The organism is Acetobacter sp. A11-2 (assembly GCF_040208445.1).
Taxonomy (GTDB): Bacteria; Pseudomonadota; Alphaproteobacteria; order Acetobacterales; family Acetobacteraceae; genus Acetobacter; species Acetobacter oryzoeni.
In genome coordinates, this window is record NZ_CP157843.1 from 1,681,704 (window position 1) to 1,698,170 (window position 16,467).

Annotated in this window: 12 protein-coding genes and 1 tRNA gene; 2 read left to right on the plus strand and 11 right to left on the minus strand. The window is 56.5% G+C overall.

Annotated features, from left to right (window positions below):
- Positions 1-13: 13 nt before the first annotated feature.
- The 10 genes from ABNV41_RS08050 to ABNV41_RS08095 form a co-directional block, all read right to left on the minus strand.
- Positions 14-1,333 (minus strand): DEAD/DEAH box helicase, encoded by a 1,320-nt coding sequence (locus ABNV41_RS08050; protein ID WP_050819385.1) that lies wholly within the window; start codon positions 1,331-1,333, stop codon positions 14-16.
- A 456-nt stretch (positions 1,334-1,789) separates the two neighbouring features.
- Positions 1,790-2,395, minus strand: a complete 606-nt coding sequence (metW, locus tag ABNV41_RS08055) for a methionine biosynthesis protein MetW (RefSeq protein ID WP_050819384.1) — start codon at positions 2,393-2,395, stop codon at positions 1,790-1,792.
- Positions 2,395-3,570: a homoserine O-acetyltransferase gene (locus tag ABNV41_RS08060; protein WP_087651454.1), complete on the minus strand. Its 1,176-nt coding sequence runs from the start codon at positions 3,568-3,570 to the stop codon at positions 2,395-2,397. Before ABNV41_RS08060 ends, metW begins: the two co-directional genes overlap by 1 nt.
- Before the next feature lie 126 nt (positions 3,571-3,696).
- Positions 3,697-5,502: a translation elongation factor 4 gene (lepA, locus tag ABNV41_RS08065; protein WP_050819382.1), complete on the minus strand. Its 1,806-nt coding sequence runs from the start codon at positions 5,500-5,502 to the stop codon at positions 3,697-3,699.
- Positions 5,503-5,627: 125 nt separating this feature from the next.
- On the minus strand, positions 5,628-6,272 hold the full coding sequence (locus ABNV41_RS08070; protein WP_050819381.1) for a helix-turn-helix transcriptional regulator: 645 nt from the start codon (positions 6,270-6,272) through the stop codon (positions 5,628-5,630).
- Complete coding sequence (locus ABNV41_RS08075; RefSeq protein ID WP_080986755.1) at positions 6,269-6,523, minus strand: hypothetical protein; 255 nt, start codon at positions 6,521-6,523, stop codon at positions 6,269-6,271. The genes ABNV41_RS08070 and ABNV41_RS08075 overlap by 4 nt, the downstream gene beginning before the upstream one ends.
- A gap of 111 nt (positions 6,524-6,634) precedes the next feature.
- Entirely contained in the window at positions 6,635-9,049 is a 2,415-nt protein-coding gene (locus tag ABNV41_RS08080) for a glucose/quinate/shikimate family membrane-bound PQQ-dependent dehydrogenase (protein ID WP_050819380.1), read from the minus strand.
- Between the two features lie 204 nt (positions 9,050-9,253).
- Positions 9,254-10,360 carry an energy transducer TonB gene (locus ABNV41_RS08085; protein WP_050819379.1) on the minus strand — a complete coding sequence of 369 codons (1,107 nt, stop codon included), beginning with the start codon at positions 10,358-10,360 and terminating at the stop codon, positions 9,254-9,256.
- 83 nt (positions 10,361-10,443) lie between these two features.
- Complete coding sequence (glnA, locus tag ABNV41_RS08090) at positions 10,444-11,889, minus strand: type I glutamate--ammonia ligase (protein ID WP_003622499.1); 1,446 nt, start codon at positions 11,887-11,889, stop codon at positions 10,444-10,446.
- A 105-nt stretch (positions 11,890-11,994) separates the two neighbouring features.
- Positions 11,995-12,333, minus strand: coding sequence for a P-II family nitrogen regulator (locus ABNV41_RS08095; RefSeq protein ID WP_003622497.1), 339 nt, complete (start codon positions 12,331-12,333; stop codon positions 11,995-11,997).
- 237 nt (positions 12,334-12,570) lie between these two features.
- Here ABNV41_RS08095 and ABNV41_RS08100 point away from each other — a divergent pair, with 237 nt between their 5' ends.
- Together ABNV41_RS08100 and ABNV41_RS08105 are read left to right on the plus strand one after the other, a co-directional pair.
- Positions 12,571-13,746, plus strand: a complete 1,176-nt coding sequence (locus ABNV41_RS08100; RefSeq protein WP_349934533.1) for an aminotransferase — start codon at positions 12,571-12,573, stop codon at positions 13,744-13,746.
- Positions 13,747-13,818: 72 nt separating this feature from the next.
- Positions 13,819-13,894: transfer RNA gene (locus tag ABNV41_RS08105), tRNA-His, on the plus strand.
- 269 nt (positions 13,895-14,163) lie between these two features.
- On the opposite strand, the gene ABNV41_RS08110 is transcribed toward ABNV41_RS08105, so the two are convergent.
- Positions 14,164-16,206, minus strand: a complete 2,043-nt coding sequence (locus ABNV41_RS08110; protein WP_230844478.1) for a hypothetical protein — start codon at positions 16,204-16,206, stop codon at positions 14,164-14,166.
- Between the last annotated feature and the right edge of the window lie 261 nt (positions 16,207-16,467).

Genomic DNA, 16,467 nt, shown 5'->3' on the forward strand with positions numbered 1-16,467 from the left:
TTCGCCTGAGATATTACATGCGGCCAGCAGGTGCGCCAGAACGGCCACCACTGCGGGCACCACCACCGGAACGGCGCGGGCCACCACGCCCACCACCGGGCGCACCCCCACGAGGTGCGCCGCCACGCGGGCCACCACGGCCACGGCCACCGCCACCCAGAACAGGCGGACGCATGGTGGAAGCTTCAGCCTCAGCCGAGTGCCACGGATGGTCCCGAACCACTGGCACGGTTTTGCCAATGGTGCGTTCAATATCACGCAGCCAAGCGCGCTGTTCTGCATCGCAGAAGGAAACAGCCCAGCCATCACGCCCGGCGCGTGCTGTACGGCCAATACGATGCACGTAGCTTTCCGGCACGTTTGGCAGATCGTAATTGAACACGTGGCTTACGTCGTCCACATCAATACCGCGGGCGGCAATATCCGTTGCCACCAGCACCTTAACGGAACCGGAGCGGAAGCCCTTCATGGCCCGCTCACGCGCACCCTGAGACTTGTTGCCGTGAATGGCCTCTGCCACCACGTTGTTCTTGTTCAAAAACTCCGCAACCTTGTTGGCTTCATGCTTCATGAGCGTGAACACCACAGCGCGGGAAACCTTGGGAGATTCCACCATGTTCAGCAGCGCATCGCGCTTATCGCCCGCGCCATTGACGAACATGACAGCCTGCTGAATACGATCCACCGTGCTGGAAGGCGGCGCCACTTCAACGCGTGCCGGGTCATTCAGCAGGGATGCTGCCAGATCTTCAATGCTGCGCGGCATGGTGGCAGAGAACAGAAGTGTCTGACGCTGCTCTGGCACAAAGGTCATGATACGGCGGATATCGCGTACAAACCCCATGTCCAGCATGCGGTCGGCTTCATCCAGCACCAGAATTTCCAGACCGGACAGATCAATAAAGCCCTGACCCATCAGATCAAGCAGACGGCCCGGTGCAGCCACCAGCACATCTACGCCACGGCGCATGGCTTCAACCTGTCGGCCCTGCCCTACACCGCCAAACACAACGGCCTGCGTAAACTTCATGTGGCGGGCGTAAGCCTTAAAGCTATCGCTAATCTGGGCCACAAGCTCACGCGTGGGGGCCAGCACCAGAACACGCGGCTGCTTGGGCGTATTTGCACGTGGGTTTTTGATTAGATGTTCCAGAATAGGCAGCGCAAAGGATGCGGTTTTGCCTGTGCCTGTTTGGGCCAGGCCCAGCAGATCACGCCCCTGCAACAGATAGGGGATGGAACGTTCCTGAATAGGAGTGGGTGTATCATACCCCTGCTCTGCCAATGCCTTCAGCAGTGGTGGAGCAAGTGCCAGATCGGAAAATTTGGTCATCAGGGCCAACCTTATTTGTGCAGCCTGAAAACGAGATCGAGAGACCGCACCCTTTTCAGTTATGCACTGTATGTTTTGTGGCGCACACGGAACATTCTTGCACCGGCTTGCAGCTGAGCACCCACAAAATTTTGAACACATCAAGATCCGCTAAGGAAGTTTTTGAACTGCGTTCATTCCTCACAAACCTTGTAAAGCTGTATATAAGGGGACTTTATAAACGCCGCAAGGCTTCCGTACCATATTAGTCCTAAAATGATGTTCGTGTAATGTTGAGGAATTTTTAGAAATCGGGATAAAAATCGTTATAACATTGTTGGTTTTAGACGGTTTATGCTGATATCTTAAAGATCTTTTTAAAATATTGCCATTTAGAGAATTTTGCACGCCGTTCACGCAAATGGCATAAATCTAACATAATTTTTAGGCAACTTATTTGCCGCAGGCTCTTACCCGTTAGCCATTTCGGCGCCGAAGCAGGAAAAGTGCTTGTTCCCCAAACAGGTTAGCCAGCCGGATAGAGCGCCGCCACGGCGCGCGTTCACCTTCTTCATCCACCGCCATCCATTGCTCTACAATGTAGCCATCCTGCTTACACAGCTCCAGAAAATCCCGGATGGTACAGGGGTGGATGTTCGGGGTTTCATACCACGGTGTGTGCCAGACAGATGTCATGGGCATACGGCCGCTGAGCAGCAGCTTAAGCCGGAGCTCCCAATGCCCAAAATTGGGAAACGAGACAATGGCATGCCGCCCAATACGCAGCATTTGCAGCAGCACCTCACGCGGGCGGGCCACAGCCTGCAAGGTGCGTTGCAGCACCACGTAATCAAACGCGTGGTGCGGATAATGCGCCAGATCGTGGTCTGCATCACCATGCACCACAGGCAGCCCGTGCGCGACAGACTTGGTAACAAGCTCCATATTCAGCTCAATACCGCGCGCATCGCACCCACGGTAACGGAACAGATGGTCAATAAGCGCGCCATCTCCGCTGCCAATATCCAGCACGCGGGTGCCGGGGGCTATCATTTCGGCAATCAGCCGCTGGTCAAGACGCATCAGGCAAGCCCCGCATGTTCGGCCACACCACACAAAAAGCCACGCACCGTGCGGTCAAAATCCGGTTCTTCCAGCAAGAAAGCATCGTGCCCTTTGTCTGTCTCGATTTCTACAAACGAGACATTGGCCGCAGCCCGGTTGAGCGCACGCACCAATGTGCGGGCCGCCGATGTGGGGAACAGCCAGTCGGACGAGAACGACACCACACAAAACCGCACCGGCGTGCCAGCAAAGGCGTGTGTCAGTTCTCCATCATGGTCTGCGGCAATATCAAACCAATCCATCGCACGGGTGATGGTGAGGTAGGAGTTGGCATCAAACCGGCGCACAAAGGTGGAGCCCTGATAACGCAGGTAGGATTCCACCTCAAAAATATCGCTGAACATGGAAACAGGGCCTTCTGGCCCCTGCCCGCTTACAGGCCCGCGCCGCATGCGGCGGCCGAACTTGCGCGTTAAGGCTTCTTCCGAAAGATAGGTGATATGCCCCATCATGCGGGCCACAGCCAAGCCACGGGCAGGCACAACATCATCCGCCCAATAGCGGCCACCGCGCCAGTCCGGGTCTGCAATAATGGCCTGCCGCCCTACCTCGTTAAACGCAATGTTCTGGGCGGAATGGAAAGGTGCCGTGGCAATGGGCATGGCTGCCAGCATCATCTGCGGGTAGGTCACTGTCCATTCCAGCACCTGCATACCGCCCATGGAGCCGCCAATAACGGCAAACAGTTTTTCTATGCCCAGTGCATGCACAAGCTTGTGCTGCGCGCGCACCATATCCCGAATGGTAATGGGCGGAAACGCCGTGCCCCAAAGCTCTGTGCCATCACCTTCTGCATCTGTGCGGATGGAGCGTGGGCCGGTGCTGCCCATACACCCCCCCAACACGTTGGAGCAGATAACAAAAAACCTGTTGGTATCAATGGGCTTTCCCGGCCCCACCATGCGGCTCCACCAGCCGGGCTTGCCCGTAAGCGGGTGTTCCTCCGCCACGTACTGGTCCCCCGTAAAGGCGTGGCAGATCAGTATGGCGTTATCCCGCTTTTCTGAAAGCGTGCCATAGGTGCGGTAGGCAATATCAACAGGGGCAAGGGTAACGCCGCAATCCAGCCCCAGCCCTTCGGCAAACCGGACATGCTGCTGTTCACCAATGGCCAAGGGTGTTGTGCTGTTCATAAAAACGCCGAATGCTCCAAACAATCCCCTCCGGCATACGGACGTTTACAGGACAAGGCAAGTCCGGTTTCCAACGGCCCTGCCCTGTTACGCCCGATGTGCTGGAAAGTTCCGCCCGGTCCCGTTTCAGTGTTCCATTTTAAGCGCGGCCAGGAAGGCGCTTTGCGGAATTTCCACCTTACCAAACTGCCGCATGCGCTTTTTACCTTCCTTCTGCTTTTCCAGAAGTTTGCGCTTACGGGAGATATCACCACCATAACACTTGGCCGTCACATCCTTGGAGAGTGCGCCAATGGTTTCACGCGCAATCACCTTGCTGCCAATGGCGGCCTGAATGGCGATCTTGAACAACTGGCGCGGGATAAGATCCTTCAAGCGTGCGCAAATGGAACGCCCGCGAGATTCCGCCGCCGTGCGGTGCGCAATAAAGGACAGCGCATCCACGGGTTCCTGATTCACCAGAATGGAAATACGCACGAGGTCGCTCTCCTCATACCCATCCATCTGGTAATCGAAGCTGGCATACCCGCGGGTAAGAGATTTCAGGCGGTCATAGAAATCAAACACCACTTCGTTCAGCGGCAGGCGGTATACAGCCATTGCACGGCTGCCCACGTAGGTCAGATCCACCTGCACGCCGCGCCGTTCTGTGCACAGGGTCAGCACCGCGCCCAGATATTCATCCGGCACCATGATGGTGGCTTTAATCCACGGCTCCTCAATGGTTTCAATCAGGGAGGAATCGGGCATGTCTGCCGGGTTATGCAGTTCCTCACGCTCACCATTGGTGCGGGTGATCTTGTACACAACGGAAGGTGCGGTTGCGATCAGATCCAGATCGAACTCGCGCGAGAGACGTTCCTGAATGATTTCCAGATGCAGCAGACCAAGGAAGCCGCAACGGAACCCGAAGCCAAGGGCTGCGGAGGTTTCGGCCTCGTAGTGGAAGGAGGCATCGTTCAGGCGCAGCTTGGCAAGGCTGTCGCGCAGTTTTTCAAAGTCATCGGCCACAACGGGGTACAGGCCACACCACACCACGGGAATGGAGGGTTTGAACCCGGGCAGCGGCTTTTCTGCCGGGCGGCGGTCATCCGTAATGGTATCACCCACATTACAGTCCGCCACGGTTTTGATGGCCGCGTTGATAAAGCCCATTTCACCCGGGCCAAGGCTTTCAACACTGGTCATGCGTGGGGCAAACACACCCACCTGATCGACCTGATGCACCGCGCCGGAGGACATCATGCGCACCTTCATGCCGCGCTTGAGCCGCCCTTCCTTGATACGCACCAGCACAATCACACCCAGATACGGGTCGTACCAGCTATCAATCAGCATGGCCTGCAGGGGTTTTTCCGCATCACCTTTCGGGGGTGGCAGGCGGGTTACAATGGCTTCCAGCACGCCTTCAATATTCAGGCCGGTTTTGGCGGAAATTTCCACCGCATCATCCGCCGGAATACCAATAACTTCTTCAATCTGGGCCTTTACGCGCTCGGGTTCTGCGGCTGGCAGATCCACCTTGTTGAGCACGGGCACAATTTCATGGTTGGCATCAATGGCCTGATACACGTTGGCCAGTGTTTGCGCTTCCACCCCCTGAGAGGCATCCACCACCAGCAGCGAGCCCTCACACGCCGCCAGAGACCGGCTGACTTCGTAGGCGAAGTCCACGTGTCCGGGGGTGTCCATCAGGTTCAGCACATAGGTGTTGCCATCCTTGGCCGGATAGGTCAGCCGGACGGTTTGCGCCTTAATGGTAATGCCACGCTCACGCTCCAGATCCATGTTGTCCAGAACCTGATTGGTCATTTCACGCGCGGTCAGGGCACCGCACGCCTGAATCAGGCGGTCAGCCAGAGTGGATTTTCCATGATCGATATGTGCGATGATGGAAAAATTGCGGATGAGCGAAAGGGGTGTATCGGTCATGCTGCTCCTTTAAGCGAAACGGAAAGAAAAGTCAGCCGCTTCCGCACGGGCTTGGGCCATTATCAGGTAAATTTTTTCCCTATTGCGCACACTGCCGCATTTGGCACCAGCCCGCAGCCTGTTTTTTAGCCCGATATCAGCACAATACGGTGCAGCCATACACCTGCCGCAGCCTGTGGCACAGGGTGCAGGGCGCTGCGCCCAAAGGGCTGAATGGCCATTACGGGTTTTTCCTGCAAAATGCCCACCACGGGGGCTTGGCCCGGGCGTATCAGCACCACACGGTCTGCCCCACGCGGGTGCAGCTCAGGCTGCACCACAAGTGAACAGCCAAGCCGCAGAATGGGCTCCATCTCTTCCGTATCCACCCGCAGCATGTAGGCTGAAGATGATGGCAGGCTGAAAAATGTTTCTTCCTGCTCCCACAGCCCTCCGGCGGGCAGGCCTGCCCGGTCCAGCACACTTTCCTGATCCAGCCAGGAAAGCGGCAGGCTACGCATCAAGCAGGGTGCCGGAGTTTCTGCCCTGTCTGGTTGATCATACCCCCAGATATGGGCCTCAAACTGGGTGAGGGAAACACGCAGCACATCCAGCGCACGCAGCAGGCTTGGCAGCGCAGGCCAGCGCCATACGCCATGGCCGGCATAGCGGCGCGAGGGGTTAAAGGTGGTGGCATCCAGCCCCGCTGCCCGCGCCAAGCCAGAAGGCGTAAGCCCACGCTCCTGCGCCAGTGTATCCAGCGCGTGCCATATACGCTCTGCCGGTATCATGATTTTTTGGTGTGAAGTTCTTCTAGCTTCAGCACTTCGCTGGCATGGCGGGCTGTGCCTTCATCAGTAATAAAAAAACGCCCCTGCCCGTTCTGCCGCGCAAGGCCCTTGCCCGCCAGACGCGTCAGGCAGGGGTCGTCCTTCATGCCCGTTGGGCGGCCAACCTCACCCGCAAGGCACAACCTGTGCAGGGCGGCGCGGCAACATGTTTCAAGGTAGGGTTCGTTCCACATCAATGCAGGATCACGCATCCCGCGCGCGGCGGCAAGAGGATGTTTTCACACACAGCACTTCTCCCAAACGCAAAGCGGGCACACGCCTGAAACGTGTGCCCGCCAAAGCCTGCCCAAACCGGGGTGGCGTTAGTGTTTTGCCTGCGCATCTGGCAGCGCATAGGCCACCACGTAATCCCCCAACTTGGTGCCAAAGGAACCATGGCCGCCATCTACCGAGAGCACATATTGGTGGCCGTTCTGCTCATACGTCATGGGGGTGGATTGCCCCCCTGCGGGCAGGCGGTCCTGCCAGAGCTGCTGGCCTGTCGTGACATCATAGGCGCGGATATACAGATCCAGCGTGGATGTCAGGAACGCTACACCCCCAGCGGTAATGATAGGCCCACCCAGAGAAGGCACCCCAACGCGGAAGGCCAGCGGCACGGGGGAACTATCCCGCGTGGTGCCGTTGCGGTGCTTCCACAAAATTGTGTTGGTGCGCAAATCCAGCCCCGCCACATAGCCCCAGCCCGGCTGCTTGCACGGAATGCCAATGGGGGACAGGAACGGGTGCAAATCCACCCCAAACGGTGTGCCGTATTGCGGTTGCAGGCCAGCCTCTCCGCCAGAAGGGCCAGCATTCTGCGGTGGCTCTGCCGGGTTGTTTGGCCCACGCGGCACAAGGCGAGAAACAAACGGCACGGCAATGGGGTTGGTAAACGCCACCTCACGCACCGGGTCCACTGCCAGACCGCCCCATTCAAACATGCCCAGATTACCGGGGAACACCAGCGTGCCCTGTGTGGAAGGCGGCGTAAACGGCCCTTCATACCGCAGGCGTTTGAACATGATGCGGCAGGCCAGTTGGTCCAACATGGTCGCGCCCCACATATCGGCATCCGTCAGGTTGTTTTTGGGGCGGAATGTGAGAGCCGAGAACGGCTGGGTGGGAGAAAGATGATCCCCCGGCGCAGGCCCCTGCGGTACGGGCATTTCTGGCGCGGGCACCAGCAAATGGCCATTGCGCCGGTCCAGCACAAAGATGTTGCCTGTTTTGGCGGGCGCATACAGCGCTGGCACTACGGAGCCATCAGCCTGCTTTATATCCACAAGGCTGGGTTGGGATGGCACATCCATATCCCACAGATCATGATGCACTGTCTGGTAAAACCACACCTTGCGCCCGGTATCTGCATCCAGCGCCAGAATGCCAGAAGCATAGCGCTCCTGATCCGGCGTGCGGTGGCCGCCCCAGATATCCGGCGTGGCCACACCTGTGGGAATGTAAATCTGGTTCAGCCGTGCATCATAAGCTGAGGTAATCCATGAATTGGGAGAATTGGCTACATAATGATGTGTGGCGGAAGGCAGTTCGTTCGGGTTCGGGTTGCCCGGATCAAACGCCCATACCAGCTTGCCGCTATACAGATCATACCCACGCGTCACGCCTGAAGGTTCGTGCGTGGAGTAGTTATCCGTCACCGCGCCAGAAATAATGGCCACCTTGGACGTGATAACCGGCGGAGATGTGGGTTCATAAAACCCCGGCGTGCGCATGGGCATGCCATCTGTAAGATCCACTGCGCCATCACGCCCAAAACCACGGCACAGGGCCCCGGTATCAGCGTTCAGGGCAAACAGGCGGCCATCATTGGTGGGGAGGAAGATACGGTGTGCGCATTCATCCGCCACAGCCACATCGTGGGCCTGTTCTTCCGCCACCGGCGTTTCTGCGTAGGACACGCCGCGGCATGTCATGTGCTGATAGGAGGCGTTGTAGGTAATTTTGGGGTCAAAATGCCAGCGCTCGTGCCCGGTGGCGGCGTCTATCGCAAACAGGATCTGATGCGGTGAGCATAGATACAGCGTATCGCGCACCTTTATAGGCGTGGCTTCATCTGTAATTTCGTCTGGATCATCCGCGCGCTTCAGATCATGGGTGCGGAACACCCATGCCACCTTCAGATCATGCACATTGTGGGCATTGATCTGCGCAAGTGGGGAGTATCTGTCCCCCGCCTGCGTGCGGCCATAAGCGGGCCAGTCTGCCGCAGGCACAACTGCATTATCCCCCGGCAATGGGGCGGATGAAGCCTGTACATTGGCACGGGGCAACACGCCGGCAATATCCTGCGGGTCCTGCGTAAGGGCGTAACCATACACACCAGCCCCTACCACAACACCAGCCAGCAAGGGCGCACTGTTCCAGCGTGAAGACGGCAACAGGCGAGAAGAGACAAAAGGCAACACAAGCCACAGGCCCAGCGGCAGCAGCACATCACCACGCGGGGCCAGGGCCCAGAAATCAAACCCGGCTTCTCCCACAGACCATACGAGTGTGGCCGCAACCAGCACTGCGTAAAGCCACAGGGCATCACGCCGCCGCTGCCACAGCAGCACCGCCGTGGCCAGCAGCACAACACCGCACACCACGTAAAAGCAGGAGCCGCCCAGCAGGGCCAGCCAGAGGCCTCCACCTGCAAGAAAAACGCCCAATATTGCAAAAACTGCTGCGGTAATCCGCAATACAATATCTGGCTTGTGACTATTCGTTTGTATCATGTTGCCTGTTTTCTGCCCTGCACACGTTCACATCCCAATTTTTCTGCACAAGAAAAACCGTTTGAGAACAATCAATACAACAGCGGGGCATTGCAGCCCAAGAAAATACTGTAAAAGACACAAAAAACCGCCTGCATTTTCATAAAACACAGGCGGTTACAGAAGTTTTCACTTCAATACCTTGTGGCTTGATACTTGGCCGTATCAGTCCAGCTTAAAGCGCACGGTAAATACATGGCCTTTAACACCATCTGCAACATTGTTACCCGAAAGGGCAAAACGCACCTGCTGCAAATATGTTAGCGCGCTTTTTGTAAAATTTGCGCCGCCCATGGTTTTAAGCACCACACAGTTGGTGGGGGCCCCTGCCGCTGTAATATCGCACCGCGCCAGCACGCGCCCTTCCAGATTTTTGTTTTCTTCCACTGCCGGGTAAACGGGGGCTGCCGTGTTGATACGGTTAAGCCGCACGGTTTTATCTACGGCAGACATGGCGTTGATAACGGCGTATTCGTCCTTATCTTCCGTTGTGTGGCGCCAGTTGTACAGGGTTTCCAAACTTTTGGGTAAACCCTCTGTGCCGTAATGAAGCGTATAGGGGGCCTGCCCCGGCACCGTAACTTTCACACTCAGCTGATGTGCTTTGGCAAGTTCCTGCACTGTGGCTATTGGCAAAAAGATGCCGAACATTTTTTGCGGCGTATCTTTGGCAAACACCAACGGAAAATTATAGTGGTGCCTGTCTGGCGTATCTGCCTGTAACTGCACAGAAACACCATCGGTTGGGCGGGTTTTGGGCCACTGCAACCCTAGCAGAAACCGGCTGTATGTTTGGGAATTGAAGGACAGAGCCGTGGTATCCGCCAGATCCGCCCCTGTAAGAACGTACATGCTCATCACCCCAAGGCCATTGCTTTGCCCATCCGCCACAAACAGCGGCTGTGTGGGTGCCGGAGCCGGGCGAGAGTAAATAAAGCACGCCTGTAACGGCTTGGCGTCTTTCAGGCTCTTGGCAATATAATCCTTATCATCCTGCTGAAGCGGCAGTTGCACAGCCAGCTTGCGAATATCCTGCGCACAGTAAACCTCTCCCCATGAAGGGGACAGGGAGGTGACATTCATCAAGGAAGACTGATCTGACGAAAGCACAGGGTTTCCCGCGCCAGAAACCGTTGCAGATGCCGGGGGCTGTGCCTGTGCAAGAGCATGCGGCGCAGTGGCAACATGCCCGCCCGGCACAGAACCAGAGGTTGCACACCCCGCCAGACACAACAGCCCAAGCGCGGAAAAAATACGTGTTTTCAATACCATTCAGCAATCCAATACAAAAAAGCGCGGCCCCCGAAGGAGCCGCGCCTTTTATTTCCGATATCTTCCCTAAAAGGAAAAGAAAATCAGACGGAGTAGTACATTTCGAATTCAACCGGGTGCGGTGTGTGTTCGAAACGGTACACATCATCCCATTTCAGGGTGATGTAGCTTTCAATCTGGTCTTTGGTGAACACGCCACCAGCCAGCAGGAACTCATGATCCGCAGCCAGAGCTTCCAGAGCTTCACGCAGGGAACCCGCAACTGTCGGGATCTGCTTCAGTTCTTCCGGCGGCAGGTCATACAGATCCTTGTCCATGGCATCGCCCGGGTGGATCTTGTTCTTGATGCCGTCCATACCAGCCATCAGCATGGCAGCGAATGCCAGATACGGGTTAGCTGTGGGGTCCGGGAAGCGCACTTCAACGCGCTTGGCCTTGGGGCTTGTTGCGTACGGAATACGGCAGGAAGCAGAACGGTTGCGGGCGGAATATGCCAGCAGCACAGGTGCTTCAAAGCCCGGAATCAGGCGCTTGTAGGAGTTGGTGGACGGGTTGGTGAAGGCGTTTAGCGCCTTGGCGTGCTTGATAATGCCGCCAATGTAATACAGGGCCGTGTCGGACAGGTCTGCATAACCATTGCCAGCAAAGGTGGGCTTGCCGTCTTTCCAGATGGACTGGTGAACGTGCATGCCGGAGCCGTTATCACCATAGATGGGCTTTGGCATGAATGTTGCGGTCTTGCCGTAGGAATTGGCAACATTGTGCACACAGTATTTGTAGATCTGCATGAAGTCTGCTGCGCGTACCAGCGTTTCAAACTTGGTGCCAAGTTCGTGCTGAGACTGCGCCACTTCATGGTGGTGCTTTTCAATAGCCAGACCCATTTCGCCCATGGCTGCCAGCATTTCTGCACGCAGATCGCTTTCGCTATCCACTGGCGGTACGGGGAAGTAACCACCCTTCACACCCGGACGGTGGCCCATGTTGCCTTCAGGATATTCCTTCAGGGATGCATCGGGTCCTTCAATGCTGTCGAGCTGATACTTGCCGTAGTTCGGGCCAGTGCCAAACAGCACGTTGTCGAAGATGAAGAATTCGGCTTCCGGGCCAAAGAATGCCGTATCACCCAGACCGGAGGACTTGAGGTACTGCTCAGCCAGCTTGGCGGTGGAGCGCGGGTCGCGGTTGTAAGGCTGCCCGGTGGAAGGTTCGATAATATCGCAGAACAGGATCAGCTGCGGACGAGCAGAGAAAGGGTCCATCACTGCGGATGTGGGATCCGGCAGCAGAACCATGTCGCTTTCGTTAATGGCTTTCCACCCACCGATGGAAGATCCATCAAACATGAAGCCATCGGTAAAGCTATCTTCCTCGATGGTGCTGACATACTGGCATGTGTGATGCCACTTGCCCTTTGGGTCTGTAAAACGCAGATCCACCAGTTCCACAGAGTGTTCCTGAATCAGATCAAAAACCTTGGCAATTGCAGCAGCCTTGCTGTCACCCGCCGGAGCTGTTTTCTTTACCATGCTCTCTTCACCTAAGCTTTGTCAGCATGCCGCACTTTGCGGGCACGCGGTCTGCGGGAATAATGTACGCGCACGTTCGCGCCCCATACTTGCGCATGGGCCGTATCAGATTGCGTCTTCCCCTCGTTCCCCGGTACGGATTCGCACCACGTCATCCACCGGACTCACGAAAATCTTGCCATCACCAATGCGGCCTGTGCGGGCCGCAGCGGAAATGGCTTCTACCGCCCGCTCCACCATGGAAGCAGGGCAAACAACTTCAATCTTCATCTTGGGCAGGAAATCAACAATGTATTCCGCGCCGCGATAAAGCTCCGTATGCCCCTTCTGCCGCCCGAAACCCTTGGCTTCGATCACGGTAATACCCTGCAACCCAAGCTCATGGAGGGCTTCTTTTACCTCATCCAGCTTGAAGGGCTTGATTATGGCCTCGATCTTCTTCATCGCGCGTCGTCAACACACCATTGTTGTGCCCGTATTTTGGGCCTGTCCGTTCATGATGCCCCCTCCCCCTATAGGCAGAAGGCACCCCATACCGTTACACTTGCACGGCTTGCCCGTGCGGGCAATCAGGCAGATGCAAATTTGTATCGATAAAGCACCAAATCAACTGTTTCCGCCAAATGTTTCGGTATCGCGTCTTATTCGCCTCTTTCCGCCAGCGGGGCAAGGAACTTTGTAATGACAAAATTGCTTAACAGGCAGATTGCCAACCAGCCTGTCACTATTTTCACGCTTATGTCCGAGCTGGCGCGCAAGCATAACGCCATCAATCTTGGGCAGGGTTTTCCTGATACGGAAGGCCCGCAGGACATGGTGCAACTGGCTGCAGATGCCCTGCTTGATGGGCGCAACCAGTATGCGCCCCTTACAGGCCTGCCAGAACTGCGTGCCGCCGTTGCAGGTGCCTCTGCCCGATTCCAGAACATTCCCGTTGATGCCGAATCGGAAGTGGTTGTGACCTCCGGCGCAACCGAGGCCCTGGCAGCCTCCTTCATGGCGCTGATAGAACCGGGCGATGAAGTGGTGCTGATAGAACCGCTTTACGATACCTACCTGCCTGTTGTGCGCCAGCTTGGGGGCATCCCGCGCCTTGTGCGGCTGGAAGCACCAGATTGGGCGCTCCCGCGTGAGGCCCTGAAGAACGCCTTTGGCCCCCGCACCAAGGCCATTGTGCTGAACACCCCCATGAACCCCACCGGCAAGGTGTTCACCGCCGAGGAACTGGCCTTTATTGCCGACCTGATACGCCAGCACGATACCTACGCCATTTGCGATGAGGTGTATGAACACCTTGTATTTGGCGCGCCGCACCTCTCGCTCATGGCGTTGCCGGATATGCGTGAACGCTGCATCCGTATTGGCAGCGCAGGCAAAAGCTTTTCCTTTACGGGCTGGAAGGTGGGTTACGTTACCGCCCCTGCCCCGCTGGCAGCCGTTGTGGCCAAGGCGCACCAGAACCTTGTGTTTGCCACCGCCCCCAACCTGCAACGCGCCGTGGCCTTTGGGCTGAACAAGGATACTGCCTACTTTACCCAACTGGCGCAGGAGATGGATACAAAACGCCAGATCCTTTCTGCCGGGCTGGCCCGTGTGGGCTTTGGCGTGTTGCCCTGCCAGGGCAGCTACTTTGTGATGGCAGATATTACCCCGCTGGCAAACGGGCTGGATGACATGGCCTTCAGCCGCCTGCTGACAGAGCAGGCCGGTGTCACCACCATTCCCGCATCTGCCTTTTACGATGCACAAAGCGGCACCCCCCCGCGCAACCTGATTCGCTTTGCCTTTTGCAAGCGTGAGGAGGTGCTGATTGAAGCTGTGGCCCGTCTGGAACAGTGGAAAAGCCGCCAGAGCTGATTTTTCTATATAAAAACGCCAGAAGTGATTGACGAACGACGCAGTTTTCTCTAAACGTCCGCTTGCTGTGCGGCGGACGTAGCTCAGCTGGTAGAGCGCCGGTTTGTGGTACCGGTGGTCGCGGGTTCAAGCCCCGTCGTTCGCCCCAGCATATTTCCTTAAAAAATTGAATGATATGTGTACAGCAACAGCCCTGTGCTTCGTACACGGCATCAAAACAGTGTTTGAATAAACCACTGCACGCCCTTTGTGCTGCCCGCACTTGAATTTACAAAAAAGAAAGCCGGCCAGTTTGGTCTGACCGGCTTTTGCCAAAACACTCTTAAACGTTGCCTTGCGTGAACAGGCATAAACCCTGTTCAAAAACGGCACCCTCAGGTTCCAGCAACGTATCTTGGCCGCCTACATGGTGTGGCATTACCAGCAGGGGTGCGGCACCACCAACAGGGGGGCGCCTTCCTCTATGAAGCGTATCCGCAGGTCATTCCAGCGCGGCGCAACAAAGCGCGCATAAGCCTGCGCCAGTGCGCATTGGTCAATACACCAGTTGGTTGGATTTTCCGGGCTGTATGTCCGCTGCACATAATTGTGCAGATACCGCCCGATCTGCGGCAGAAGCTCTGTTTCCCCAAAATAGGACAGGCCCGTACCAAAGCTCCACGGTTCTCCGTTTATCTGTTTGCCTTCATGATTGTAAGCATTCAGCAGGAACCCATAATCCGAACCGGATGTAAGCTCCTGCCACAAGACCGGGAAATCTTCCGGGAAGTAGCCATCGCAATTGGCTATCAGCACGGGGCAATGCCACTGGCTCACAATATGCGGCAGCATCAGGTAACGAATGCAGGGATACGTGGCCTCGTTCGCATGGCTCAGCTGCCCGTGCGTGAAGGACACATCCATCCCACGGTCTTTTTCCGAGAAAAAGGACACAAGATCCCGCATCAGGATCAACTGCTCATCCGTGGGCCGATCCACGCCCAAACATAGGCGGAAGCGCCCGTGTTCTGGGTGTGCCTGACACGCCCGCATTAAAGACATGACAAGCTTGGGTACGAAGCGGAAATAAGTATTATCACATCCAAAAACCAGACAGGCATCTGGCGTATCCGCCTCGCTCCGATCAGGCGCTACGCTGGAATGCCAGCTCCAGCCTGCAATGCCCAACTGGTCCGTTACCTGCTGGTCGTGCAGGTTATAGGCTGCGGCTTCCGGCAACCATGTATAAACGCCAGAATTGTAGCGAATGGCCTTGATGCCGGAATCTTTGGAAAGCTTGCGGGCCGTAACGTAATGCGGGTCTGCGCTGGCGCGATCCTGATTGAGCCATGCATAATGGCCCGACACAACCTGGTTCCAGTATTGCGCTCTGTTTTGCGCCAGATCGGTCTGCACCAGTTGCAGCCGTTCTTCCTGCGTGCTGGCAGAGGCGACTTCTTCAAACAGGTAGGAATAGGCCTGCCGCACATCTTCTGCCCTCAGCATGGCGGCCGGCAAAGGCACCATAAAAATGTTAAAGGCGGGGTCAAACTCTTCTGTGTCTGGCAGATCTTTCAAGGCTGCAGGCAGCAAAAGCAGTGCGGCCTCTCCCTGCTCTGTCCGCTGCACTAGCTGCGTAAGCTGTTCAGGTATGGGGGCATCGCCAAACCGGCCTTTCAGAGCCAGAGCGGCCAAATCTGCAGCCTGCTTGGTCTCACCTTCCCGCAATGCCAAAATGGCAGAAAAGAAGGAGATATCTGGCCGGAAATCCTGCAACGCCGCACACAACACCGCAGTGCGCGCCAAGCCAAGTTGCCCAGCTTTGGCGCAGTTTTTTGCCAGTTCCAGCAGACAGCCAGAATCTTCGGGGGCTACAAGCAAACGTTGGCGGGCAGCCTGTGCAGCCTTCACAAACGGGCTATCCTCCATGGCCTGTATCTGCGCAGACAGCGCCGCCATAAAGGTTTTTTGCACCGCCATGGGGCTGGGCTGGAGCACGATTTCCTGCTCTCGCCCATCGGAAATCACAATGGCATCACCTTTTTCACGTAGGAAAAGGGTGCGCAGGTCCCAATCGCGCCCGCCAAGACGCAGCGCATATTCATGAAACGAAACAGGCTCTGCCTGCTGCTGCCCGGGAATCAGCCATTTACCCTGCGCCAAGCGGGCCAGCAAAGGCACATGCTGGCTAAGTACGGGCACAAACCGTTCCCATGTCTGAACATGCGGCATCCATGCCAGTTCAGCATGCTGATTGGCACACAAAAAGTTTGTACCATTCCCCAGGGTCACCAGTCCTCTGTTATCGCCCTCTTCCACAACGCCAACCGCAATATCCGCAAACCCTTGCAGACTATTGCTTGCGGGGTCCAACTGAACCACCTTCCACTGCGAAGAAGCGGCCTGCGCAACCGGAATGCCCGTCAGATAGAAATCACGATGAGCCAGAATGTGCCCGTGAAATGATATAAAAGAAAACATGCCTCAGCTTACCCCGGCTGCCCGTTCCATACGCGGAATCATGATTTTGGCTGACACATGCATACAGGCGGCCAGCCATTTTTCTTAATAATGCACAGAGTTAGCATAACATCTTCCCCACGGCACCTCTTGAGCGGGATGGAATGCTCCATCCGCCCACAGCCCTGACATGTTTGTGATAACAGGGCCTACCCCGCAAAAAACAAAGATTTTTGCCCGCGCATAAGCACCATTGCGCCCAACAGGGCCTGTTCTGTCCTG